Here is a 24506-nt window from a genome sequence, read left to right as displayed (position 1 = left end):
GAGGGCTTGCAAGGACCTGCCCCGAAACCCCGGCCTTGCGCCGGGGTTTTGCATTTGCGCGGGCCGCTTGCACAAGGCAACGCGGTAACAGCAGGGACACCTCGCTCATGGCGAATGTTGTGGTGGTCGGCGCCCAGTGGGGCGACGAGGGCAAGGGCAAGATCGTCGACTGGCTTTCCAGCCAGGCCGATGTGGTCGTCAGGTTCCAGGGCGGTCATAATGCCGGCCATACGCTGGTCATCGATGGCGTCGTCTACAAGCTCTCGCTGCTGCCTTCCGGCATCGTCCGCCCCGGCAAGCTCTCGGTCATCGGCAACGGCGTCGTCGTCGATCCCTGGCACCTCGTCGAGGAAATCGCCAAGCTGCGCGCGCAAGGGGTAGCGATCACCCCCGACAACCTGCGCATCGCCGACAACGCGACGCTGATCCTGCCGCTGCATCGCGAGCTCGACCATTTCCGCGAGACCTCGAATGCCGGCATGAAGATCGGCACCACCAAGCGCGGCATCGGCCCGGCCTATGAGGACAAGGTCGGCCGCCGCGCCATCCGCGTCATCGATCTCAAGGACGAGGCCCTGCTCGAGGCCAAGATCGAGCGCCTGCTCGCCCATCACAACGCGCTGCGCCGCGGCCTCGGCATCGGCGAGGTCGACGGCAAGGAGCTGCTCGGCCAGCTCAAGGCGATCGCAGCCGAGGTGCTGCCTTACGCCACCTCGGTCTGGGCGCTGCTCGATGCCGAGCGCCGCGCCGGCAAGCGCATCCTGTTCGAGGGCGCACAGGGTGCGCTGCTCGATGTCGACCACGGCACCTATCCCTTCGTCACCTCCTCGAACATCGTCGCCGGCCAGGCCGCGACCGGCTCCGGCATGGGCCCCTCCGCGGTCGGCTATGTGCTGGGCATCGCCAAGGCCTACACCACCCGCGTCGGCGAGGGTCCCTTCCCGACCGAGCTCTTCGACGAAATCGGCGAGCTGATCGGCACCAAGGGCAAGGAATTCGGCGTGGTCACCGGCCGCAAGCGCCGCTGCGGCTGGTTCGATGCCTGCCTCGTGCGCCAGACGGTCAAGACCTCCGGCATCGACGGCATCGCGCTGACCAAGCTCGACATCCTCGACGGCTTCAAGGAGATCAAGGTCTGCGTCGGCTACAAGCTCGACGGCCAGATCCTCGAACACCTGCCGGCCGGCCAGAACGACCAGGCCCGCGTCGAGCCGATCTACGAGACGATCGAAGGCTGGGAGGGCTCCACCGCCAATGCCCGCTCCTGGGCCGATCTTCCGGCGCAGGCGATCAAGTATGTCCGCCGCATCGAGGAGCTGATCGGCGCCACCGTCGCCGTGCTCTCGACCAGCCCCGAGCGCGACGATACGATCCTCGTCCATAATCCTTTCGAGGGTTGACGGCAGGCTTCATCAGCGACAAGTGAGGCCAATGGCCGACTTCTATCCGATCCTGGCGCGTGCGGTCGCCGGGCTGCCTGAAACCTCCCCGGAGGCCCGGCGCGCCATCTACGATCGGGCGCGGACGGCGCTCGTCGCGCAGTTGCGCAGCCTCGACCCGCCCTTGAGCGAGGCCGAGATCATGCGCGAGCGCCTCGCGCTCGACGAGGCCGTCGCCCGGATCGAGGCGGATTACGACGAGGCGCCCGCCCCGCCGCCGGCATCGGACGGCCCGGTGATCCGCACCGTCGAGAACCCGACCCTGCCGATCCGCCCGCCGATGCCGAAGAAGGCGCCGGAATTCGCGCCGCTGCCCGCCGCCGCCGGACAGGATGACGGCGCCCCCCTGCCCGAGCCGGCCGAGCCGCAGGCCGCCCGGCCGCGCGTGCAGCCGCCGCGCGAACGACGGGTCAAGCCCGGCCATATCCGTTCCGCCGTCGTCGGTGGTGTCGTCGCGGTTGCCGTCGCAGCCATCGCTGCCACCGCTATCTATGTCCACAAGCTCCGGCCCCAGGACACGTCGCGCCCGAACGGCGAGACCGCGCAGCGGGCACAAGGCCCCCAGCCCGAGAACGGCGGCAAGATCGCCGAGCGTGCCGGCGAACCCGGCACGCCCCAGCAGAACCGCCCTGCGGGGAACCAGCAGGGCAGCGCCCCCGGCATCCCCGTGCCGCAGCCCGGCGGCGAGATCGCGGTCGCCCAGCGCGCCGTGCTCTTCGTCGAGGTCCCCGAGACCCCGCAGCAGCCGCAGACCTCGAGCGGCCGCGTGTTCTGGCGCCTCGACAGCGAGAGCGCCGGCCAGGGCCGGCCGATCGAGACCATCGTGCGCGCGACGGTCGAAATTCCCGATGTCGGCCTGAGCCTGGACTTCACCATCCGCCGCAACACCGATTCGGCTTTCCCGGCCTCGCACATCATCGGCTTGCGCTTCACCAGCACGGGCGACCCGGCCTCCCAGGCCGTCAAGGAAGTCGGTGTTCCCCAGTTCAAGACCGCGGAGGGTGAGCGCGGCGCGCCGCTCTCGGCGATCAACTCGGCGCTGGGCGACAATCTCTTCGTGGCAGCCTTGTCGAACGTGCCGGTCGAGGTCGAGCGCAATGTCGACCTCATCCTCAGCCGCGCCTGGATCGACGTGCCCGTGCGCTTCGCCTCGGGCCGGCGCGGCATCATCACCTTCGAGAAGGGCGTCTCCGGCAGCCAGACGCTCGCCGACGCCTTCGGCCGCTGGCGGTAAGAGGCTGCGCGCCGGACACAGTCTTTTCCAGAGACGCGCAGATTGCGCGGGGAACCCTCTACTGTAAGGAGAGGGGATCCCGCGCCCTTCGTCAGCTCTTCCGTTCGGCCGCGAAACGCGCCGCGGCCCGGAGCGTATCCGCCTCCGGGCCGAAGCCCGCCAGGGCCTCCACGGCCTCCGCGCACAGCCGATCGCGCTCGCGCTTGGCACCGTCGAGGCCGAGCGCGCCGACCAGCGTGCCCTTGCCCTTGTCGGCGTCCTTGGCCGTCGCCTTGCCCATCTGCGCGGCATCCGATTCGACGTCGAGGATGTCGTCGGCGATCTGGAAGGTCGCGCCCAGGGCCCGGCCATAGCGGCCGAGCGCGGCCAGCGCCGCCGCATCCGCGCCGCCCAGCCTGCCGCCGATCTCGACGCTCGCCGCCAGCAGCGCCCCGGTCTTCATCGCCTGGAGCCTGCGGATTTCCGCTTCCGGAAGCGCGCCACGAACCGCCTCGAAGCGCCCTTCGGCGGCGAGGTCGAGCATCTGCCCGCCGACCATGCCGCCGAGACCGGAGGCCCGCGCGAGGCTTGTCACCAGCGCCGCGCGCACCGCGCCGGATTCATGCGTCGCCTCGTCCGCCAGAACCTCGAAGGCGAGCGTCAGCAGCGCATCGCCGGCCAGAATCGCGGTCGCCTCGTCGAAAGCCTTGTGCACGGTCGGCCGGCCGCGGCGCAGGTCGTCATCGTCCATCGCCGGCAGGTCGTCATGCACCAGCGAATAGCAGTGCAGCAGCTCGACGGCCGCGCCTGCGCGTCGTGCCCGCTCGGCTGGAACACCGAGAAACCTTGCCGTCTCGACCGTCAGGAAGGGCCGCAGCCGCTTGCCGCCGCCGAGGGCGCCATGCCGCATCGCCGCGACCAGACGCGCCGGTCGAGCGAGTTCGCCCGGAACTGCGGCATCGGACAGCAGGGCCTCCAGCAGCGCCTCGATGGCGGCTGCATTCTGCGCCAGCCGGGCATCGAGATCGCCGGGGTTGGCAGAAAGAGGGACGGAACTCATGCGCAGGTCTCGCGTTCGCTGCCGGAAGGGGGGCCTTGCCGGACGTTCGTCGCATCGTCAAGCTGCGCCGCCTCGGGCCGGGGCCATGATGGCCGGGCCGATCGAACCGTAGCGAGGGTGAAGCAAGGTGCTGGGTAGGATTCTCGGCCTGTGCTTCCGGCTCGCCATCTGGCTGCTCCTGATCCTCGCCGCAGCCATCGTGCTCTATCGCTTCGTCCCCGTACCCTCGACCCTGATGCTCGGTCGCTGGTTGGTGCTCAGGCCCGTCGAGCGCGACTGGGTACCGCTGGACCAGATCTCCCCGCATCTCGTCAGGGCCGTCATCGCCTCCGAGGATCAGCGCTTCTGCAGCCATGGCGGCGTCGACTGGGTCGAGCTCAACAAGGTGCTGGAGAACGACGACGGGCCGAGCCGCGGCGCCTCGACCCTCACCATGCAGACCGCCAAGAACGTCTTTCTCTGGCCGGGCCGCTCCTACATCCGCAAGGGGCTGGAGCTTCCCCTCGCCATGGCGATCGACCTCGTCTGGGGCAAGCCGCGCGTGATGGAGGTCTATCTCAACGTCGCCGAATGGGGCGAAGGCCTGTTCGGAGCCGAGGCCGCGGCGCAGCGCTATTTCCGCAAATCCGCCTCCCGGCTGACCCCCGCCGAGGCGGCGCGACTCGCCGGCGCACTGCCCAACCCGCTGCTGCGCAATCCCGCCAAGCCGAATCGGGCGCTGCAATCCGCCGCCGGCCGCAGCCTGCGCCAACTCGGCCAGCTCGGATCGCTCGGCGATTGCGCCCTGCCCGGCTGATCGGCAGGATCTCGGGCGCCATCCGCCATGCCGGCGAAGAATTCCGGATTCGGCACTAGCCATCCGCGCCCTGACGGTGTAAGGCCAACGCCTCACGAGATTGATCCGTCGCCGTGGCGGATGCGTGGCCTTGGGCCAGCGTCCGGGCGGTGGCATGATGGAGAAGTAGAATGGCCGTTCCGAAGAGAAAGACGTCGCCGTCGAAGCGTGGCATGCGCCGCTCGGCCGATGCCCTGAAGCAGCCCACCTATATCGAGGACAAGAACTCGGGTGAACTGCGCCGTCCGCACCATGTCGACCTGAAGAGCGGCATGTATCGCGGCCGTCAGGTGCTGAAGGTCAAGACCGACGCCTGAGGCGTCCTGGTTTTTGGCGCCGGCAGCGATGCCGGCTTGCCGATGCGAGATTGGAACCGGCCGCAAGGCCGGTTTTTCTTTGCCTCAGCCCCGCGCCGATTGCAGGCGGGGCTTTCCGGCCGGCGCGACAAGCCGTGCCGCCGCCCGGTAGAAGCTGGCCGCCGCTTGCGGGCTCGCCCGACCTCTCCGGGCGAAGGGGCCGATCTCCGCCCGCGCCGCAGCCGCCTGCAGGAGCACCAGCGCGGATGCGTTGGCATCGGCGGCATTCCGTTGGGTCGAGCTTCCGGCTTCGGCCATGTCTCACTCCGGCACAGGTCAATTGTGACGGAGTTCTTGTTGCAAGGCGGCGGCCAGCCTTAACGCAGCGTTAATCAGAAATACCGCATCGTTTCGAAGCACTTCCCATCTCATGGACAGGGTGACGAAGCACCAGAACGGGGCTCCGCAGCCGTCCTCTAGAGGCCGACCGATGCCCTCCCCGTCGATCTTCAGCTTCCAGAATGGCGGCCCGGTTGATCCCCGCAGCATCCTCTCTTCGATCGGCGAAGTGGTCTATGGCTGGGACATCCAGGCCGACACGCTGAGCTGGGGGCCGAATGCCCGCGAGGTTCTCGGCGCGATTCCCGAACAGGCGATGCAGCGCGGCCTCGCTTTTGCCGGCCTGGTCGAGCCCGGCAGCGGCCCGAGTCGCTACGACGCGATCTTCTGCTCCAGCGAGCATGACAGCGGCGAAGGCGTCATCTACCGCACCCGCTACGCGATCGATCTCGCCGGCCGCAAGATGTGGGCCGAGGATACCGGCCGCTGGTTCGCCGGCAGCGACGGCTATCCTGCGAGCGCGCGCGGCGTGCTCAGGCTCGAACGCGCCGCCCGCCCCGACGAACTCGAGCAGTTCGGCAGCGAGCTCTGCGACCGTCCCGCCCTGGTCGAACGAATCGGCCTGGCCCTGAACGAGCATCTTCCGGCGGAGCGGCCGGTCGTCGTGCTCGTCGCGGCGATCGACGAACTCGCCCGTCTCAACGACGATTTCGGCCATGAGGCCACCGACGAGATCATCGGCACCGTCCATGAACGCCTGCGCTCGGTGACGCGCCGGCGCGACCATCTCGTCCGCTATGCCGGCAACAGCTTCGCGATTCTCCTCGTCGGCTGCCCGCCCGAGCAGGTCGAGCCCGCCGCCCGCCGCTTCATCAAGGTCGTCGCCCAATCGGCAATCGAAACCAGCCGCGGCATCACGCTGGTGCGTCTGCGCGTCGGCGCCGCCAGCGCGCCCGAGCTCAGCTCCCATGGCGGGACGCTGCTGGCCGCCGCGGAAGGCGCGCTGGCGAGCGCGCGGGCCGGCGCCGTCGACACCGCCGTCATGGCTAAGCCGCAGTCGCGGCGCAGCCCCGGCAACGAGCAGACCGGCTTCGACGTCCAGGCCATCGCCGCCCTGAACGACCGCCGCGTGCGCCTGGCCCTGCAGCCCATCGTCCGGACGGCTTCGCGCGAGATCGCTTTCCACGAGGCGCTGTTGCGCGTCGGCCAGGGCGAGACCGGCCTCTACTTCGCCTCAGCCGAGCTCATCCCGATGCTGGAACGGCGCGGCCTTGTCAGGCTGTTCGACCAGCGCGTGCTGGATCTCGCGATCGAGATGCTCGGTGCCGATCCGAACCTCTCCCTCTCGGTGAACGTCTCGCCGCGCTCCCTCAACGACCCCGAATGGTTCGACGCCTTCGTCGCCTGCACGGCCGCCGCGCGCGACAAGGCCTCGCGCCTCATCGTCGAGATCACGGAAACCGCGACGATCGAGAATCCCGACCGCATCGCCAAATTGCTCGGGCGCATCAAGGAGCAGGGCGCGCGCGTCGCTATCGACGATTTCGGCGCCGGCCATACCTCGCTGCGGCACCTGCGTGCCTTCCCGATCGACATCCTCAAGATCGACGGCGCCTTCACGCAGAATCTGCGCCGCTCGACCGACGACCGCTTCTATGTTCGCACGCTGGTCGAGCTCGCCAGCCATCTCGGCGTCGAGACGGTCGCCGAATGGGTCGATGACGAGATGCAGGCGAGCATGCTGCGCGACTGGGGCGTCACCTATCTGCAGGGCCATCTTGTCGGCCGGGCGGAAGTTGTCGAGCCGTCGCAGGTCGCGCCGCGCCGGTTGGCGCTCGGCTGAGGCAGGCGTCGTTCTCATAGAGGAAGCGGCTGGTTTATGGGCCGCTCCCGACCCGTAGCCAAACGAGCTCACCCTAGCGAGAAAGGGAGGCGGGTTCCGACGACTTCAGGCCTCGCCCGCGAAGACCTATGCGGAGTGCCTGAGCTCGCGGGAGAAAACGCGACCGCCGCCACTCTCCTTGGCCTGGTACATAGCAGCATCCGCTGCACTGATCAGAGCGCTTGCGTCGACGGACCGGGACTGCACGCCGGCGATCCCGATGCTGACTGTGACAGGCATCTCGTCGGGCCCGCCGAAACGATGGCGGACGCTGCTGCAGATTCGCTCTGCCACGTCTCGCGCGACCTTGACCGTCGCGCCATCGAGCACAATGACGAATTCGTCGCCGCCGAGTCGGGCCGCCAGGTCATGCGCACGAATGTGCCTCCTGATGATGCCCGCGATCTCCTGCAGCGCATGATCGCCCCGCACATGCCCGTAGGTGTCGTTGATCGCCTTGAACTTGTCGACATCGAGGAGAAGCAAGGTGAGCCGCGTTCCACCGCCTTGCGTGTAACCGACGGCGGACAGGCTTTCCTCGAAACCGCGACGGTTCGCGAGCCCCGTGAGCGGGTCGGTCCGGGAGGTCAGGCGCTCTCTCGATTCTGCGAGGATTCGCTTGTCTTCGCGGGCCAGCAAGGAGCCGACGAGGAGACTGCCGGAAAGATTGGACACGATGACGACAAGGCCGCCTGTCCTGAGAACGTCCAAGGCGAGGTGCCATGGCAGGACGAACAGGCTCAAGATGGACACGTTGATGAGCAGGCCGAGCAAGATCGTATCGGTGAAGCGCAATGCGCCCAAGCGCCGGCCTACGCGCCAGCGCCACGCGAGGGCCGCCGCGGAGGTCAGGGTCATTCCAAGAAGGCCAGCGACGAGGCCGCTTCCACCCGTCGGTATGCGTATCGCGAAACCGAAGGCCAGCGTCACGGCTGCGCCAGCCGGCCCCAGCAGAAAGCTCGCGAGACCGATGAGTATGTTCCTGCCGTCGATCTGAATACCTGGGCTGATCTGCAACGGGTCAAGCATCGTGAGCACGACGCCAACTCCGAAAATGGCAGCGAGAACGACGTTCCTGGTCCAGCCATTGCCCTTGTAGAGACGAACCACCTCCGAATAGAGGAGCGTGACCAGAGCCGCTATGCCGGCCTGGTCGGCAACGGCATGGGCGAGATTGGCACCGTCGACCATCAACTCCCTCGACCCCGCAGAAGCTGCTACGACGCGCCCCCCGCACGTCCTCGATTGATCCTGTACGAAGTCAATTGATCACATGTTGCCGCGCATTCCCGCAAGCCCGGCGGGAATTGGCCCTTCGGACCTGCTCCACCCGGCGCGCCGGCTACCCACCCAACAAAAAACCGCGCCCTCGTTCCCCGAGAGCGCGGCTCAATTTGGTCAGGGTCGTCTCAGCGCGAGCGTGACAGCTTGTCCAGCCGCTCGCGCATCTCGCTGAGCTCGCGCTTGAGATCGCCGAGATCGCCGCTGGCCGCTTCCGCCGCAGGCTTCGCGCCGGCCGCAGCCTCCTGCTTCGCCTGCGCCGCCGCGGTGAACGGGTTGAACAGCCGGAAGGCTTCCTGGAACATCTGCATGTTCGCCCGCGTCTGGGCCTGGATGGCGTCGAGCGGGTTGCCGCCGAAGGCCGAGCCACCGAAGGCCTTGGTCATCTGCTCGCGGAACTTGCTCTGCTCCTGCGTGAGGTTCTCCATCGAGAACTCCAGATAGCGCGGCACCAGGGCCTGCATGCTGTCGCCGTAGAAGCGGATGAGCTGACGCAGGAAGGCGATCGGGAGCAGGTTCTGCCCGTCCTTGGCCTCCTCGTCGAAGATGATCTGCGCCAGCACCGAGCGGGTGATGTCTTCCCCGGACTTGGCGTCGTAGACCACGAAATCCTCGCCCGAGCGCACGAGCCCGGCGAGATCCTCCAGGGTTACGTAGGAGCTCGTGCCCGTATGATAGAGACGCCGATTGGCGTATTTCTTGATGACGGTCGGTTCTTTGTCGCTAGCCATCGGTCCTGCTTGACGTTGATCCGCGGCCGTCGGTGGTTCCGACGTGCTCGGCGAAACGGTCTCCCATGGTCAGACGATAGCCTGTCGGTGCTGCACCGCAAGCTCTTTGAGCGGGCGCTGCAAAAAACCGTCGAAGCCCCTGCACCGGCAGGGATACGCCCTCCCTTGCGTCACTCCGTCGACGGCAGCCCGGTCAATTTCGCCTCTCGCCCGTCTTGACGGCGCCGCAGCAGGCTTCGAAGGTGACGGGGAGCGGTTGAGCCGGCGGGAGCGGCGCAACCGTAACAACAAAGCGAGGATACCTCTCATGGCAGATTCGGATATCGTGATCGTTGGCGCTGCGCGCACGGCGGTCGGCGCCTTCAGCGGCGCTTTTGCCAATACTCCCGCCCATGATCTCGGCGCCGTCGCGATCAAGGAAGCGCTGCGCCGCGCCAAGGTCGAGGCCGCCGAGGTCGACGAGGTCGTGCTGGGCCAGGTGCTCGCCGCCGGTCAGGGCCAGAACCCGGCCCGCCAGGCTGCGATGGCCGCCGGCATCCCGCAGGAGAAGACTGCCTGGGGCCTCAACCAGCTCTGTGGCTCGGGCCTGCGCACCGTCGCCATCGGCCTGCAGCAGATCGCCAATGGCGATGCCAACGTCATCGTCGCCGGCGGCATGGAATCGATGTCGCTCGCTCCGCACGCCTCCTATATGCGTGCCGGCACCAAGATGGGCGACGTCAAGTTCGTCGACACCATGATCAAGGACGGCCTCTGGGATGCCTTCCACGGCTACCACATGGGCACGACCGCCGAGAACGTCGCGACCAAGTACCAGATCAGCCGCGAGGAGCAGGACCGCTTCGCCGTCGCCTCGCAGAACAAGGCCGAGGCCGCACAGAAGGCCGGCCGGTTCAAGGACGAGATCGCCCCGGTCACGATCTCGACCCGCAAGGGCGACATCGTCGTCGACAGCGACGAGTATCCGCGCCATGGCGCGACGCTGGAAGCCATGGCCAAGCTGCGCCCCGCCTTCTCGAAGGACGGCACGGTGACCGCCGGCAATGCGTCCGGCATCAATGACGGCGCCGCCGCGCTCGTCATCATGACCGCCAAGGAAGCCGCCCGCCGCGGCCTGACCCCGCTCGCCCGCATCGCCTCCTGGGCGACGGCCGGCGTCGACCCGCAGATCATGGGCACCGGCCCGATCCCCTCGACCCGCAAGGCGCTCGAGAAGGCTGGCTGGAAGGTCGGCGATCTCGATCTCGTCGAGGCCAACGAGGCCTTCGCGGCGCAGGCGCTCGCGGTCAACAAGGACCTCGGCTGGAACCCGGACATCGTCAACGTCAATGGCGGTGCGATCGCGATCGGCCACCCGATCGGCGCGTCCGGCGCCCGCGTGCTGGTGACGCTGTTGCACGAGATGGCCAAGCGCGACGCCAAGAAGGGCCTCGCCACGCTCTGCATCGGCGGCGGCATGGGCGTCGCCATGGCCGTGGAGCGCTGAGACAAGCGCCTCACAACCCATGGCGAAGCGTACCACGCTCTACCGCTATCTCACCGGCCCCGATGACGCCTCCTTCTGTCATCGGGTTTCCGAAGCGCTGAGCCTCGGCTGGTCGCTCTACGGCCAGCCCACCCTGACCTTCGACGCGGTCCAGGGCCGTGTCATCTGTGGCCAGGCCATCATCAAGGACGTGGACGCGGATTACGCGCCCACCCTGAAACTATCTGAACAATAACGGCGGCAAGCCGGAGCATCGGACCGAAAAGTGGAATGCATTTTTCGGGTCAATCCGATGCTGAAACAAAGAACTGGATCGCCAATTCGCGTCTGCAAGAACGCACAACGATCTGGACCGATCACTGAAAGGGAGACTGGCCTATGGCGAAGGTGGCATTGGTTACGGGCGGTTCGCGCGGTATCGGCGCGGCGATCTCGAAGGGTCTGAAGGCGGCCGGCTACAGCGTCGCCGCGAGCTATGCCGGCAATGACGAAGCTGCCGCCAAATTCACCGCTGAGACCGGGATCAAGACCTATAAATGGGACGTCTCGGACTATGATTCCTGCGTCGCCGGCATCGCCAAGGTCGAGGCCGATCTCGGGCCGGTCGACGTGCTCGTCAACAATGCCGGCATCACCAAGGACGGCATGTTCCACAAGATGACCAAGGAACAGTGGGACGCGGTGATCAACACCAATCTGAACTCGCTGTTCAACATGACCCGCCCGGTCTGGGAGGGGATGCGCGCCCGCAAGTTCGGCCGCGTCATCTGCATCTCCTCGATCAACGGCCAGAAGGGCCAGATGGGGCAGGTCAACTATTCCGCCGCCAAGGCCGGCGATATCGGCTTCGTCAAGGCGCTGGCCCAGGAAGGCGCGCGCGCCGGCATCACGGTGAACGCGATCTGCCCCGGCTATATCGCGACCGAGATGGTCAAGGCGATCGATCCGGCCGTGATCGAGAAGTCGATCCTGCCGCATATCCCGGTTGGCCGCCTCGGCGAGCCCGAGGAGATCGCGCGCGCCGTGGTGTTCCTGGCCAGCGACGATGCCGGCTTCATCACCGGCTCCACTCTCTCCGCCAATGGCGGCCAGTACATGGCCTGAGCGGGCCAGCTGCGCCTGATCGAGCGTTTCGGGACCGCCGCCTGGCAACGGGCGGCGGTTCTGCTTTTCGGTCAGGCCATGACGGGCCGAGGCGTGCCGTCACTTTCCGTCGCCTCCGGTGTCTGCGTGATCGCCGGATTGAGCGGATCGATCACCTCGAAGGGCCGCTCGACCTTGTCCGGCGCCTCGCGCATCCGCATGCGCAAGCCGGCGAAACTCGCGAGCACTAGCGCGATCGCCGCCATGAAGTAGAGCAGCCCGTCGATGTCGAAACGCGCCATGATGCCGGCCCCGACCAGAGGCCCGAGCGCCGAGCCGAAGCCGCTGACCAGGATCAGTCGCCCGCTGACCGCGACCACCCGGTCGGCCGGCATCCGATCGAGCGCATGGGCGACGCAGACCGGATAGAGCGTCGACATGAAGCCGCCGAGCAGCGCCGCCACCGGCAGCACCGCGAGGAGCGAGCGCGGCATCGCCACCAGCAGGATCACGGCGGCCGCATAGCCGACCGCCAGTCCCGCCAGCACGAGGCGGCGGTCGTTACGATCCGACAGGCGCCCGACCGGCACCTGGAAGGCGAGCCCGCCCAACACTGCGACCAGCATGAACAGCGCGATCGTCTGCTGCGGCGCGCCATTGCTGAGCATCCAGGCCGGCACCAGTGCGTAGAAGGCGCTGGTCACGATGCCGCTGACCACGCAGCCGACGACGGAGATCGGGGCCTGCCGGGACAGCTCGCCGTAGCGCAGCTTCGCCTCGGGCTTGAGGCCGGGCGCTTCCGCCCGCGTCGTGCTGACCATGACCAGCGCCAGCGCGAAGAGCGCGATGACGACCTGAAACGCTCCTGCCGCCTGGATCGTGAGCCCGGCGACGGCGAGCTGGCCGATCGCCAGCGCGACGAAGGTCCCGACCATATAGGTCGAGAAGATGCGACCGCGCTGGTCCGGCATCGCCTTGGCGTTGAGCCAGCTCTCCGTCGTGACGAAGAGCCCGACGCAACCGATGCCGATCACCACCCGGCAGGCCGCCCAGATCAGCGCCGAGGTCCAGAGCGGCATCAGCGCGGTCGCGACCACCACCAGCCCGGCGAAGGCCGTATAGGCGCGTATATGGCCGACACGCTGGATCACCCCGCCGCTCGACACGGCGCCGATGGTGAAGCCGACGAAATAGGCGCTGAGCACGATGCCGGTCGCGGCCGGGCCGAAATCCTCGAGCGTCAGCCGCAAGGACAGGAAGGTGTTGAAGAAGCCGTTCGCGAGCTGCACCAGGCTGGTCGCGGCGATCAGCGTTCCGATCTGAAGCAGCATCGGCCAATCCCTGCGCGGCGGCCGACTATGGTCGGCCCGATCGGCACAGGGCTAGACGGCGAATGTGGGCTCAATGCGTCGAGCCTGCCCGGGAGGGCTCAGCCCTGCCGCGTACCCTTCGGCAGCAGGAAGGTCAGCAGGCCGAAGGCCGGCAGCCAGGCGCAGATCTTGAACACCTCGATGATGCCGATCTTGTCGGCGAGCAGGCCGATGCCGGCCGCCGCGACGCCGCCGAGCCCGAAGGACAGGCCGTAGAACAACCCGCCGACGAGGCCGACCCGGTGCGGCACGAGGTCGATCGCGTAGATCAGGATCGCCGAGAAGGCGCTCGACATGATGAAGGAGACGACGATGCTGAGCACGCCGGTCCAGAACAGATCGGCATGGGGCAGCATCAGCGCGAAGGGCAGCGAGCCCAGGATCGACAGCCAGATCACCCGGTCGCGGCCGATCCGGTCACCGATCATGCCGCCGACGATCACGCCGATGGCACCGACCACGAGATAGAGGAACAGCATGATCTGCGAGAGCTGGATCTCGATGCCGAAGCGCTCGATCAGGTAGAAGGTGTAGTAGGAGGTGAAGGCAGCCGTGTAGCCGTTCTTCGAGATCAGCAGCATGACCAGCACCGCCATCGCCAGCAGCACGCGCCCGCGCGGCAGGCCGTGGCTCGCGCTTTCCTCGACATGCACCGACGACGACTTCTGCTCGCGCCGCATCGCCGAATAGCGCGCGCCGAGCCAGCCCATCACCAGCATCGCCACCAGCACCACGCCGGAGAACCAGGACAGGCTCGCCTGCCCGCGCGGCATCACCACGGCGGCAGCCAGCAGCGGGCCGACGGAATAGCCGATATGGCCACCGACCTGGAACACGCCCTGCGCCAGCCCCTGCCGTCCGGCCGCGGCATGGCGCGCCATGCGCGTCGCCTCCGGATGGAACACCGCCGAACCCAGCCCGATCAGCCCCGCCGCGAGCAGCACCATGGCGTAGCTATGGGCGAAGGAGAGCATCAAGAGGCCCGCCAGCGTCGAGCACATGCCGGCGACCATCGCATAGGGCCAGGGCTTGCGGTCGGTGACGAAGCCGAGGATCGGCTGCAGCAGCGACGAGGTCACCTGGAAGGCGAGCGTGATCAAGCCGATCTGCACGAAATCGAGCTGATAGTTCTCCTTGAACAGCGGATAGAGCGCCGGGATCATCGACTGGACGAGGTCGTTCAGCAGATGCGCGACGCTGAGCGCTGCCAGAACCGGCATCAGCGGACGGCGAGTGGCGGATTGCAGCGGGATCGTGGTCATAATTCAGGCAATGACCTTGCTTTTGTTTGCGGTCAACGGGGGCGAGAGCATGACGCCTATGGCTGCAAGGCTGAGTTGCAATGCAGCATCGGGCTCAGGCGCAGCTAACCTCATCGGCAAGCCCCATGAAACCTGCTATCGCCGCACGGATTTCACCCTGGCATCCTCATGACCGCACGCACCGCGACCCTCATCGGCTTCTGCGCCATCCTGCTCTGGTCGACGCTCGCGCTGTTCACGGCGATGTCGGGCCGCGTCCCGCCCTTCCAGCTCGTCGCCATGACCTTCATCATCGGCGGCCTGCTGATCCTCGCGATCACGGTTTTGCGCGGGCAGCTCTCGCGCATCCGCCCGACGCCGGCCTCCTTCGCGCTCGGGCTCTACGGCCCGTTCGGCGACACCGCGCTCTACTATGCCGCGGTGAAGACCGCTCCGGCGGCCGAGGCGAACCTGATCCATTACCTCTGGCCGCTCCTGATCGTCCTTTTCGCCGCCTTGCTGCCGGGCGCCGGCCTCAAGCCTCGCCATCTCGTCGGCGCGCTGATCGGGCTGGTGGCGACCGGCCTTCTGGTGTCCGGCGGTCTCGGCAACGGCGGCGGGCTGGCGCTCGGCCATGTGCTGGCCGCGCTCGGCGCTTTCGTCTGGGCGAGCTATTCGGTGGCCTCGCGCCGCTTCGCCAATGTGCCGTCCGAGAGCCTCTGCGTGACGATGCTGGGCTGCGCCGTGCCGGCGCTGGCCTGCCATCTCGCCTTCGAGACCACGCTCTGCTCGCTGACCGCGACCGAATGGGGCGGCGTTCTCGGTCTCGGCCTCGGCTCGATCGGGCTCGCTTTCGTCGTCTGGGATATCGGCATGAAGCAGGGCGACGTCGCGCTGCTCGGCGTCGCCTCCTATGCCGCGCCGGTGCTCTCGACGCTGATCCTCGTGCTGTTCGGCTATGCCCCGGCGAGCTGGCTTCTCGCAGCGTCCTGCGCGCTCATCGTGGTCGGGGCGCTGGTGGCGAGTGGGGGTGGGCGGAAGGGCTAGAATCTCAAGCGATGACACGCTTCGTCATGGTCGGGCTTGTCCCGACCATCCACGTCTTCCTTTGTCGAGGGCGGTGTTCAGGACGTGGATGCTCGCCACAAGGGCGAGCATGACGGCCGTGCGGCTCGCTCAATTCCGCCGTAGCAGCCGCTCCAGATAATCCAGCTCTTCCGTCGGCCTCAGGGGATCGCCGAGCCGCTTGCGCAGCTCCTCCAGGATGCGCCGCGCCCGCTGGGTCGCGCTCTCGTCGGCGCCGGGCACCTTGACCCGGCCATCAGCCCAGTCGCGCTGGCGCTGCGGCCGGCCGAGCGGGTCCTCGCTGCCGCGCTGCTGCGCCGAGGGCCGGCCCTGCTGGCGGCCATCCGGCTCGCCATAGGCCTGTCCCTCGCCTTCGCCCTCGCCGGGCTGGCCCTGCATCTGCTGAGCGAGGTTCTGCCCGCCCTTGCGCAAGGCTTCGAGCGCGCGGCCCTGAGCGTCTAGGGCGCCCTCGCCCTGGCCCTGACCGAGCTGGCCTTCGGCCTCGCGCATCGCATCCTCGGCCTCGTCGAGCTCGCCGTTCTGCGGCGCGCCCATGCCGCGCATCCGGCGCTGCAGATCCTGCAAGCGCTCGCGCAAGGCCTGCTGGCGCTGCGAGAGGCCCTGCCCCTGGCCGTTCTGGCCCTGCATGCCCTCGCCGCCTTCGCCGTCCTCACCCTGTTCGCCGGGCTGTTGCCCCGGCTGCTGGCCCTGTTGGCCGCGTTGCCCTTGCTGACCTTGCTGGCGCTGGCCGGGACGCGCCTGCTGCTGGCCGGGGCGCTGGCCGCGCTGGGTCTGGCCCTGCCCCTGCTGGCGGCGCTGCTCGTTCTGATAGGTCTCGTCGCGCAGGTTCTGCTGGTCGCGCGTCATCCGGTCGAGATCGCCGAGCGCCTGGTTCATCTCGCGCTGGCGCGGGTCCTGCTGGCCGGGGCGCGCCATCTGGAGATTGTTGAGCATCCGGTTGAGCTCTTCCATCAGACGCTGCGCCTCGGCCATGTCGCCGCGCTTCGAGAGTTCCTCGATGCGGTCGAGCATGTTCTGCAGGTCGCGCGGCGTCACCGTCCTGAAATTCTCGGGCAGGCGGGCCTGGTCGCGATCGCCGTTCTGCTGTTGCTGGCGCATCATCTGCTCGGCGAGCTGGCGCATGAAATTGTCCATGGCCCGGCGCATCTCGTCAGTGAGCTTCTTGATCTCCTCTTCGGAAGCGCCGCGTTCGAGCGCCTGCTGCAGGTTCTCCTGCGCCTGCCGCAGCGCCCGCTCGGCATCGGACATGTCGCCGTCCTCAAGCTGGAGCGCCATCGCCCACATCAGCTCGGAGACCTCGCGCAAGGCGTCGTCGCCGGCGGCGCGGCGCAGGCGCTCGGTCAGCATCCGCATGCCCAGATAGACACCGGGCTCCTTCATGAAGAGACCGGGCTCGATCATCAGCGCATCCATAGCGAGCTGCACCCTGGAGCGGTCCTCGACATCCATCACGAGCTTGCGGCGCTGTTCGACCAAGGCCTTAGCCAGCGGCTTGGTGAAGGTACGCTGCGGCAGCACGACCTCGAGCGGCTCGCTGCGGCCTTCCTGCCCGGCATCGTCCCGGGCGATCAGCACCATCCTGACCTTGGCGCCGGCCCAGGGATGGGCGGAGAAATCGACCGTGCTCTTGTTCTCGTCCTCACCCGAGGCGGAGGACGGCACGGCAAGGCTCTGCTTCGGTGGCTCGACCAGCGAACGACCGCCCTTGGCCGCGTCCGGGCGCGAGACATTCACCTCGATCGAGGCGATGCCGTAATCATCCTTGGCCTTGTAGGTGATGCCCAAGCCGCCCGATTGCGCGCCGGTCACCGGCTTCGGCGGATCGGTGAAGGCGATGGTCGGCGGCTGGTCGGCGACCGAGGTGATGTTGAGCGTGGTGCCGGGTGCGCCGCTGCCGGTGAGCTTCAACGTGCCGTTGCCGGCGAGCGTGAAGCGCTTCTCCAGAACCGCCTGCTGCGGCCCGGCCGGCTGGGCCGGCTTTGCGGGCGCGGCCTTCGCCCGGGCATCCTTGCCCTCGCCCTCCTTGGCCTCGGGCTTGATCAGGTCGAGCCGGCCGGTCGTGGCGACGTCCATGCTCGTCTTGCCGGCGATGCGCACGACGATGACCGATTTCTCGGGCGCGCTCAGATTCGGGCTCGCCAGCTTGGCGAAGTCGATCAGGATCGGCGGCAGGCGCGTATAGGCCGGCGGATCGATCCAGGCGTCGATCCGGGTCGAGGCGGCGATGGCGGAAGGCCCCTTCCAGTCGAAGGCGGCGGAGAGGCGCTGCGTGACCTCAGGGCCCGCGACGAAGAAGCCTGTGATGGCGGCGAGCAGCGGCACCGCGCGCAACGCCCGCCGGTCATGGCCTGCCATGCGCGGCTGCGGCGGCTGCACCCGCAAGGCGGCGACCTGCCGGCTCTGGCGCTCGACATGCAGCTTCCAGAGGGCCTGCGAAACCGGATCGGCCGAGCCGATCGCGAGATTGTCCTCCAGCGAGGACGCCGGGCGATGGCCGTCGGCGAAGGAGCGGTCGAGCCGCGTCAGCGCATCGCGATGCGTCGGCAGGACGAGGCGAGCGACATGCCAGAGGCTCGCGGCGAAGGCGGCAGCAAAGGCGAGCACGCCGACGATCCGCCCATACCAGGGCAGATGCGTCCACAGCCCGAACCAGGATACAGCAAGGAAGGCGAGGACGACGCTAAGCGGCAGCCAGAGCCGCGGCCAGAGCCGCTCCCAGCCGAGCGAGAGGCGCGAGGCCAGCGCGAGACGGCTGAGCCGCAGCCGGATGCCGTCGATCGTGTCGGGCGCCTTGCGGCGCTCTGCCTCGCTCATGCCATCGCTCCGGGCAGCCCCCATTCCTGTCTGAACTCGCCTGACCCAGTCAGGCTAGCACGCGAATGTGGCATTGCCAGCGCGAAGAGGCGCCAACGCACAGCGCTCCGCCTTTCGTGAACGGAGCGGTGCTGGGTGGGACCGATCAGGCGAACCAGCCGGGCAGCTTGTCCGTACCGATGAGCTCCTCATAGCTCTGGCGCGGCCGCGTCACGGCATACTGGTCGCCCTTGACCATGACCTCGGCCACCAGCAGGCGCTGGTTATAGGTCGAGGACATCGAGGCGCCATAGGCACCGGCCGTCATGAAGGCGACGAGGTCGTTCTGGCGGAGCTGCGGCAGTTGGCGCCCGGTGGTGAAGGTGTCGCCCGATTCGCAGATCGGGCCGACGACGTCGTAGGCCAGCTCCGGCCCGCCGATCGCCGGCTCCGCCACCGGCCAGATCTCGTGATAGGCCTCGTACATCGCCGGGCGGACGAGGTCGTTCATCGCGGCATCGACCACGAGGAACTGCTTGGTCGGGCGTGGATTGAGATGCAGCACCCGCGTCAGCAGGATGCCGGCATTGCCGACAATCAGGCGGCCGGGCTCGAAACCGAGCTCGACATCGAGCCCCTTGGTCACCTTGGCGACCATCTCGGCATAGGCCTCGATCAGCCCCGGCCCGTAGTCGAACGTCTTCGGGATATCGTAGGGGATGCCGAGTCCGCCGCCGAGATCGAGCCGGTCGACGCGGTGGCCCTCAGCCCTGAGGTCGCCGAGCAGCGCGACCATCTTGGTGTAGGCCGCCTCGAAAGCGTCGATCTCGCGGATCTGGCTGCCGATATGGACCGCGAGGCCCATGATCCGCACGCCCGGCATGTTGGCCGCGCGCGAGTACAGCCGGCCGACCTCCTCGAAGGAGACACCGAACTTGTTCTCGGAGGAGCCGGTCGTGATCTTGGCATGGCCGCCGGCGCCGATATCCGGATTGACTCGGAACACCGCTTCCTGCCGCTTGCCGAGCTGGCTTGCGACCTTGGAGAGCAGGTCGAGCTCGCTCTCGCTCTCGATATTGACCTGGTAGAGTCCGGCCTCGACCGCGAAGCGCAGTTCCTGCTCGCTCTTGCCGACGCCGGAGAACACGATCTTCTCGGGCGGGATGCCGGCGGCGAGCGCCTTGCGTACCTCGCCTTCGGAGACGGTATCGATGCCGGCGCCGAGCGCGCCCAGCGTCTTCAGCACGCCGAGATTGCCGTTCGCCTTCATGGCGTAGAAGACATGGGCCTTGCCGGCGGGCGCGGTCGTCTTCATCGCCGCCTCGAACAGCTTGTAATGCCGCTCGATCGTCGCGCTCGAATAGACATAGACCGGCGTGCCGACCTCGGCTGCGATGCGCTGGAGATCGACGCCCTCGGCATGGAGCGAGCCGTCGCGATAGGCGAAATGATGCATGGGATGAGCTCGCAGTCAGGCTAGGCAGGCGTCAGTCTCGGGCGGAGCGAAGCGCGCACCTGAGCCCGACGCAGGGTATGAATGTCGCGACGGCGCCGGCCGTCACATCAGCGAATCGAGGACGAAGGGCTTGTCCGGTACGGTGATCGCCTTGTTGGCCTTGGGCGGCTTCGCCAGCACGGAGGCCGAGCCCAGCGAGGCCGGATCGTTCTCTTTCGCGCCGATCTGGTCGTCAGGCAGGTCGATGGCGCCGGTCGCATTGGGCGGCGCCTCCAGCGGCCCCTTGCGCCCGCAGGCGGCGAGCGCAACAGCCAGCAGGCCGACGACCAGCAAGGTGCGGCCGAGTTTCAGGCGGGAATCAAGCACGAAAACGAACCCTCGGGCGAAACGTGGCGGGACCTTAGCGGAGGATGCGGCGGAGCGCGAGCGCTTGTGACTGCCCCTCTGTCATTCCGGGGCTTCGCGTAGCGAAGAGCCCGGAACCCACGACTGAGTGAGACATCTATTGTCCGTTGCAGGCGGCTCGCCCAGTCGTGGGTTCCGGGTTCGCGCCTACGGCGCGCCCCGGAATGACAACCGTGAGTCGCGACGGTCAGATGTCGACAGGCTCTAGCCCTTCGCGAGCTGCTTCAGCCAGCGCCTTGCCTGCTTGCGGACATTGGCCGGGGCCGTGCCGCCATAGCTGACGCGGCTCTTCACCGACTGGTCGACGCCGAGCACGGCGAAGACGGCCTCGGTGATCTGAGGTTCGACGGCCTGCATCTCGGCAAGCGAGAGCTTCTCCAGGCCGACCTTCTTCTCCGAGGCGATGCCGACGAGGCGCCCGGTCACATGATGCGCGTCACGGAACGGCATCTTCAGGACGCGCACCAGCCAGTCGGCGAGATCGGTCGCCGTGGCGTAGCCGAGGCCGGCGGCCTTCTTCATCACCTTGAGGTCGGGCTGCATGTCGCGGACCATGCCGGCGGTAGCGGCAAGGCAGAGCGACAGCGTCTGCAACGCGTCGAACGTGCCTTCCTTGTCCTCCTGCATGTCCTTCGAATAGGTCAGCGGCAGGCCCTTCATCATGGTCAGCAGGGCCTGCAGCGCACCGAAGACACGGCCCGCCTTGCCGCGCACCAGCTCGGCCGCATCGGGGTTGCGCTTCTGCGGCATGATCGACGACCCCGTCGAGAAGGCATCCGAGAGCCGGACGAAGCCGAACTGCGGCGTCGACCACAGCACGATCTCCTCGGCAAAGCGCGACAGATGCATCGCACAGATCGAGGCGGCCGAAAGCGTCTCCAGCACGAAATCGCGATCCGAGACCGAATCGAGCGAGTTGGCCGTCGGCCGGTCGAAGCCGAGCGCCTTCGCCGTCATGTGCCGGTCGATCGGGAAGGAGGTGCCAGCAAGCGCGGCAGCGCCAAGCGGGCATTCGTTGAGGCGGGCGCGGGCATCGCGGATGCGGCTGCGGTCGCGGCCGAGCATCTCGACATAGGCGAGCAGGTGATGGCCGAAGGTGACCGGCTGCGCCGACTGGAGATGGGTGAAGCCCGGCATCACCGCGCCGGCATAGGTGTCCGCCTTCTCGGCCATGGCGAGCTGGAGGTCGGCCATCTGGCCGTCGATCTCGTCGAGCGTGTCGCGCACCCACAGCCGCATATCGGTCGCGACCTGGTCGTTGCGCGAGCGGGCGGTGTGCAGGCGGCCGGCGGCGAGGCCGATCTTGTCCTTGAGGTTCGACTCGACGTTCATATGGACGTCTTCGAGCGCTCGAGAGAACGTGAACGCGCCGCTCTCGATCTCGCCCTCGACCTTTTTCAGGCCGGCGATGATCGTCGCAACATCCTCCTTGGTCAGGATGCCGGTCTCGGCCAGCATGGCCGCATGCGCCAGCGAGCCGCGGATGTCCTGGCGCCAGAGCTTCTGGTCGAAATCGATGGAGGCGTTGATTTCCTCCATGATGGCGTCGGGACCTGTGGCGAAACGCCCACCCCACATGCGATTGCTCACGACGGTCTTTCCTGCTTTTGAGGACGCATAATGACGTCTGGAAAAAAGATCGGACTGGCCCTCGGGGTCGTGGCGGCGCTCGGCCTCGCTGGCGTAGCGGCCTTCTACTCCGTCAAGGGCGATGCCGGCAACGGATCATGCAGCGCGGCAAGCGCGGCGGTCGCGCGCATGAAGCCGCTGGTCAAGGGCGAGGTCGCGGCGGTCGAACTGCGCACGCGACCGCAGCCGGCCCCGGCGCTCGCCTTCATAGGGCCCGACGGCCAGCCGACGACGCTGGCAGCGCTGAAGGGCAAGACGCTGCTGGTCAATCTCTGGGCGACCTGGTGCGCGCCCTGTCTGAAGGAAATGCCCTCGCTCGACGCGCTCCAGAAGGAGATGGGCGGGCCGGATTTCGCGGTCGTCGCGATCAATATCGACACCCGCAATCTCGACAAGCCGAAGACCTGGCTTGCCGATAACAAGATCGCCGCCCTGCCCTTCTACGCCGATCCGCAGGCCGCGACCTTCCAGGTCCTGCGCGCGGCCCACAAGGTCGAGGGCATGCCGGTCAGCCTGATCGTCGACAAGGCCGGCTGCGAGCTCGGCATCATCCAGGGGCCGGCCGACTGGGCGAGTACTGAGGCAAAGGCGCTGATGAAGGCCGCCATCGGCCGCTGACCCGGCCTGCGCCCGCCCGCTCAGCCCCGCGCGCCCGCCGCTGCGGCGGTGAACGCGGCCGCGGGGCGGTCGGCGCGTCCTTCCACACGCAATGGCGGCGCCTTGCCCTGCTTGTCCTCGCCCATGTAGAGCGTGACGTGCGGGAACGGGATCTCGATGCCGCGCCGATCGAATATCTCCTTGATCAGCTCGTTATAGGCGCGGCCGGCGCCCCATTGCGCGCCCGGCAACGTCTTGATGCGCGCCCTCACCGTGATCGCGGAATCGCCGAAGGCCGTGATGCCCTGCATGTCCAGCGGCCCGATGATCTTCTCGCCATGCTCGGTCTCCCTGAGCCGCTCGAAGGCCTCCTCCATCGCCTCCTTCACCTCCGGGATGCTCTCGCGATAGGCCACGCCAATCTCGGCGACATGGAAGGAGAAGCCGCGCATCATGTTGGAGACGTGATCGACCGAGGAGAACGGGATGAGATGGACCGTGCCGTCAAGCGAGCGGATCGAGACCGAGCGGATGGTCAGCCGCTCGACCACGCCGGACTTGCCGCCGACCTGCACCACGTCGCCCTCGTTCATCACATTCTCGAACTGGATGAAGACGCCGGTGATGATGTCCTGCACCAGCTTCTGCGCGCCGAAGCCGATCGCCAGGCCGAGGACGCCGGCGCCGGCGAGCAGCGGCGCGATGTTGAGCCCGAGCTGCGCCAGCACGAGCATCACCACCAGCACGGCGAGCGCCACGGTGAAGGCGTTGCGGAAGAGCGCGAGCAGCGTCTTCTCGCGCGCCGTCGGCACGGTGCCGAAATCCGGATTGAGCCGGTACTCGACCCAGGACAGCATGGCGACATAGATCGCCAGTCCGATGAGCGCGATCAGTCCGGCCGAGACCAGCGCGCCCGCGAGCCGCTGGCCCGATGCGCTCGACAGCCAGGCCAGGATGTCGAGCAGCTGCCAGGCCTGCGCGATCATCAGCAGCACGCCGAACAGGATCAGCAGGCGCACGAACTGCATCACGCGCGGCGCGAAGGCCCGCAGGCGCGGCTCCAGCAACGGCAGGCGCAGCCGCACGTCCTCCGGCAGGCGCACGCTGATATTCACCAGGCGCGAGACGAAGGCGATCACCAGCCCGCCGATGATGCCGATGGCGACCGACTCGACGGTGGCGCCGAGCACGAAGGGCAGTGCGCGCAGCGGGTTGACCAGCCAGACGAAGAACACGCCGACGAGATAGAGGATGGCGACGACATGCCAGAACTGCCCGGCGAAGTGGCTGGCCTGCGCCAGCAGGTCGTGCCGGCCGGCCTCACGGGCCGCGAACAGCCGGCGCCTGACCTGAACGCGATTCTGCAGGATGATCAGGATCGCGATGACCAGGGCGCTCATCACGACGAGGACCTTGAGCGCCTGAACCGGAGCAGGCGGCAAATAGAGCCCGAGGACCGGCGCGACGAACAGGAAGGTGTAGCCCAGCAACGAGACCAGCCGCGCCAGCCAGAAGTACCAGTAGGCAGCGGTGGTGTCGTCGAGCGGCATCAGCCGCATCGCCGGATGGCGCGGTTCCAGAACCGCCCGCATCGCCACCTTGACGAGTTCGACCGCCAGGAAGGCGTTGAGCAGCAGCGTTTGCTCCAGCGTGATGCGCCCGGTGGTGCCGACCAGGTTGAGGACGAGCAGATAGCCCGCCCCCCAGGCGAGCGCGACGCCGGCGAGATCGACGGCGACCGCGACGAGCAGGCCGAGAGACCGCGCCGGCCAGGAAAGGCCGGCGACCCGGCGGGACAGGGCCGTCTGGAGCCGTTCGGCGAGCAGGCGTGCCATCAGGAAGCTGCCCAAAATGGCGGCGATGACGAAGCCGAGCGCCAGCCCGACATCGCGCAGCCGCACCATCTCGAACCGCGACTGGCCGGAGACGACGCTACCCAGCTGGCGAAACGTCTGAACCGCCGCGGACAGGGCGGCCGCGCTCTGCTCGGCGAACGCCTTGGTATACTCCGCAATGCCGCGGGCGAAGCCGGATTCCGCCTCGGCCGGTGCCGCGGCAACCTCACCGCTTTCCTGGCCGACCTGCCGCTGCTTCAACCGTTGCAGCAGCTCGGTGCGCAGCCCGTCATCCTCGAGAATGCGGACGAGATCATCGAGCGACGAGGGGGACGCCTGCGCGGGAACGGCAGTCGTGGTCACTGGAGGCGGAGTTCTGTCCTGAGCCGAAACAATACTGCCAAATGCCATCAGGGCAACCGCGACCAATACCCATAATCTCATCGAAC

At 67.7% G+C, this 24506-nt stretch carries 21 protein-coding genes; 10 read left to right on the top strand and 11 right to left on the bottom strand.

Annotation, left to right across the window (positions count from 1 at the left end; translation table 11 throughout):
- Positions 1 to 107 precede the first annotated feature (107 nt).
- Together AC6RIC_RS06975 and AC6RIC_RS06970 are read left to right on the top strand one after the other, a co-directional pair.
- Entirely contained in the window at positions 108 to 1400 is a 1293-nt protein-coding gene (locus tag AC6RIC_RS06975; protein WP_454655672.1) for an adenylosuccinate synthase, read from the top strand.
- Positions 1401 to 1431: 31 nt separating this feature from the next.
- Positions 1432 to 2673 (top strand): histidine kinase, encoded by a 1242-nt coding sequence (locus tag AC6RIC_RS06970; protein ID WP_499735620.1) that lies wholly within the window; start codon positions 1432 to 1434, stop codon positions 2671 to 2673.
- Between the two features lie 91 nt (positions 2674 to 2764).
- Here AC6RIC_RS06970 and AC6RIC_RS06965 read toward each other — a convergent pair whose 3' ends face one another.
- Positions 2765 to 3712: a polyprenyl synthetase family protein gene (locus AC6RIC_RS06965; RefSeq protein ID WP_454655670.1), complete on the bottom strand. Its 948-nt coding sequence runs from the start codon at positions 3710 to 3712 to the stop codon at positions 2765 to 2767.
- A 127-nt stretch (positions 3713 to 3839) separates the two neighbouring features.
- On the opposite strand from AC6RIC_RS06965, the gene mtgA reads away from it, so the two are divergent.
- Positions 3840 to 4508: a monofunctional biosynthetic peptidoglycan transglycosylase gene (gene mtgA / locus AC6RIC_RS06960; protein ID WP_454655669.1), complete on the top strand. Its 669-nt coding sequence runs from the start codon at positions 3840 to 3842 to the stop codon at positions 4506 to 4508.
- Positions 4509 to 4678: 170 nt separating this feature from the next.
- Positions 4679 to 4864: a 50S ribosomal protein L32 gene (gene rpmF, locus AC6RIC_RS06955; RefSeq protein WP_047582212.1), complete on the top strand. Its 186-nt coding sequence runs from the start codon at positions 4679 to 4681 to the stop codon at positions 4862 to 4864.
- Positions 4865 to 4948: 84 nt separating this feature from the next.
- Here the strand turns inward: rpmF and AC6RIC_RS06950 are convergent, their stop codons facing one another.
- The gene (locus AC6RIC_RS06950; protein ID WP_454655668.1) at positions 4949 to 5161 is read right to left on the bottom strand and encodes a hypothetical protein; all 213 of its coding nucleotides are present in this window, start codon (positions 5159 to 5161) and stop codon (positions 4949 to 4951) included.
- Positions 5162 to 5333: 172 nt separating this feature from the next.
- Here AC6RIC_RS06950 and AC6RIC_RS06945 point away from each other — a divergent pair, with 172 nt between their 5' ends.
- Positions 5334 to 7025, top strand: a complete 1692-nt coding sequence (locus AC6RIC_RS06945; RefSeq protein WP_499735619.1) for an EAL domain-containing protein — start codon at positions 5334 to 5336, stop codon at positions 7023 to 7025.
- Between the two features lie 126 nt (positions 7026 to 7151).
- Here AC6RIC_RS06945 and AC6RIC_RS06940 read toward each other — a convergent pair whose 3' ends face one another.
- Both AC6RIC_RS06940 and phaR read right to left on the bottom strand, forming a co-directional pair.
- On the bottom strand, positions 7152 to 8255 hold the full coding sequence (locus tag AC6RIC_RS06940; protein WP_499735618.1) for a GGDEF domain-containing protein: 1104 nt from the start codon (positions 8253 to 8255) through the stop codon (positions 7152 to 7154).
- Positions 8256 to 8473: 218 nt separating this feature from the next.
- Positions 8474 to 9076 carry a polyhydroxyalkanoate synthesis repressor PhaR gene (phaR, locus tag AC6RIC_RS06935; protein ID WP_454655665.1) on the bottom strand — a complete coding sequence of 201 codons (603 nt, stop codon included), beginning with the start codon at positions 9074 to 9076 and terminating at the stop codon, positions 8474 to 8476.
- A gap of 307 nt (positions 9077 to 9383) precedes the next feature.
- Between phaR and AC6RIC_RS06930 the strand changes: the two genes are divergently transcribed.
- The 3 genes from AC6RIC_RS06930 to phbB all read left to right on the top strand — a co-directional run bounded on the left by AC6RIC_RS06930 (position 9384) and on the right by phbB (position 11666).
- Positions 9384 to 10562, top strand: a complete 1179-nt coding sequence (locus AC6RIC_RS06930) for an acetyl-CoA C-acetyltransferase (protein ID WP_454655664.1) — start codon at positions 9384 to 9386, stop codon at positions 10560 to 10562.
- A 19-nt stretch (positions 10563 to 10581) separates the two neighbouring features.
- The gene (locus AC6RIC_RS06925) at positions 10582 to 10797 is read left to right on the top strand and encodes a DUF1737 domain-containing protein (RefSeq protein WP_454655663.1); all 216 of its coding nucleotides are present in this window, start codon (positions 10582 to 10584) and stop codon (positions 10795 to 10797) included.
- Between the two features lie 143 nt (positions 10798 to 10940).
- On the top strand, positions 10941 to 11666 hold the full coding sequence (phbB, locus tag AC6RIC_RS06920; protein WP_499735617.1) for an acetoacetyl-CoA reductase: 726 nt from the start codon (positions 10941 to 10943) through the stop codon (positions 11664 to 11666).
- Positions 11667 to 11737: 71 nt separating this feature from the next.
- On the opposite strand, the gene AC6RIC_RS06915 is transcribed toward phbB, so the two are convergent.
- Both AC6RIC_RS06915 and AC6RIC_RS06910 read right to left on the bottom strand, forming a co-directional pair.
- Positions 11738 to 12976, bottom strand: a complete 1239-nt coding sequence (locus tag AC6RIC_RS06915) for an MFS transporter (protein WP_499735616.1) — start codon at positions 12974 to 12976, stop codon at positions 11738 to 11740.
- Between the two features lie 98 nt (positions 12977 to 13074).
- On the bottom strand, positions 13075 to 14277 hold the full coding sequence (locus AC6RIC_RS06910) for an MFS transporter (protein ID WP_499735615.1): 1203 nt from the start codon (positions 14275 to 14277) through the stop codon (positions 13075 to 13077).
- Positions 14278 to 14445: 168 nt separating this feature from the next.
- Between AC6RIC_RS06910 and yddG the strand changes: the two genes are divergently transcribed.
- Positions 14446 to 15303, top strand: a complete 858-nt coding sequence (gene yddG, locus AC6RIC_RS06905; RefSeq protein ID WP_499735614.1) for an aromatic amino acid exporter YddG — start codon at positions 14446 to 14448, stop codon at positions 15301 to 15303.
- Between the two features lie 129 nt (positions 15304 to 15432).
- Here yddG and AC6RIC_RS06900 read toward each other — a convergent pair whose 3' ends face one another.
- The 4 genes from AC6RIC_RS06900 to argH all read right to left on the bottom strand — a co-directional run bounded on the left by AC6RIC_RS06900 (position 15433) and on the right by argH (position 21586).
- Positions 15433 to 18156 (bottom strand): TIGR02302 family protein, encoded by a 2724-nt coding sequence (locus AC6RIC_RS06900; RefSeq protein WP_499735613.1) that lies wholly within the window; start codon positions 18154 to 18156, stop codon positions 15433 to 15435.
- A gap of 145 nt (positions 18157 to 18301) precedes the next feature.
- Positions 18302 to 19591 carry a diaminopimelate decarboxylase gene (gene lysA, locus AC6RIC_RS06895; RefSeq protein ID WP_454655657.1) on the bottom strand — a complete coding sequence of 430 codons (1290 nt, stop codon included), beginning with the start codon at positions 19589 to 19591 and terminating at the stop codon, positions 18302 to 18304.
- 102 nt (positions 19592 to 19693) lie between these two features.
- On the bottom strand, positions 19694 to 19957 hold the full coding sequence (gene lptM, locus AC6RIC_RS06890) for an LPS translocon maturation chaperone LptM (protein ID WP_454655656.1): 264 nt from the start codon (positions 19955 to 19957) through the stop codon (positions 19694 to 19696).
- Between the two features lie 243 nt (positions 19958 to 20200).
- A complete protein-coding gene (gene argH, locus AC6RIC_RS06885) occupies positions 20201 to 21586 on the bottom strand; it encodes an argininosuccinate lyase (protein WP_454655655.1) in 1386 nt (461 codons plus the stop codon).
- A gap of 30 nt (positions 21587 to 21616) precedes the next feature.
- Between argH and tlpA the strand changes: the two genes are divergently transcribed.
- A complete protein-coding gene (gene tlpA, locus AC6RIC_RS06880) occupies positions 21617 to 22243 on the top strand; it encodes a thiol:disulfide interchange protein TlpA (RefSeq protein ID WP_499735612.1) in 627 nt (208 codons plus the stop codon).
- Positions 22244 to 22263: 20 nt separating this feature from the next.
- Here the strand turns inward: tlpA and AC6RIC_RS06875 are convergent, their stop codons facing one another.
- The gene (locus AC6RIC_RS06875) at positions 22264 to 24420 is read right to left on the bottom strand and encodes a mechanosensitive ion channel domain-containing protein (RefSeq protein WP_499735611.1); all 2157 of its coding nucleotides are present in this window, start codon (positions 24418 to 24420) and stop codon (positions 22264 to 22266) included.
- Positions 24421 to 24506: the final 86 nt, after the last annotated feature.

The organism is Allobosea sp. TBD101 (assembly GCF_059817965.1).
The sequence above is the reverse complement of the archived record's forward strand: the minus strand, read 5'-3'. Positions and strand labels throughout refer to the sequence as shown.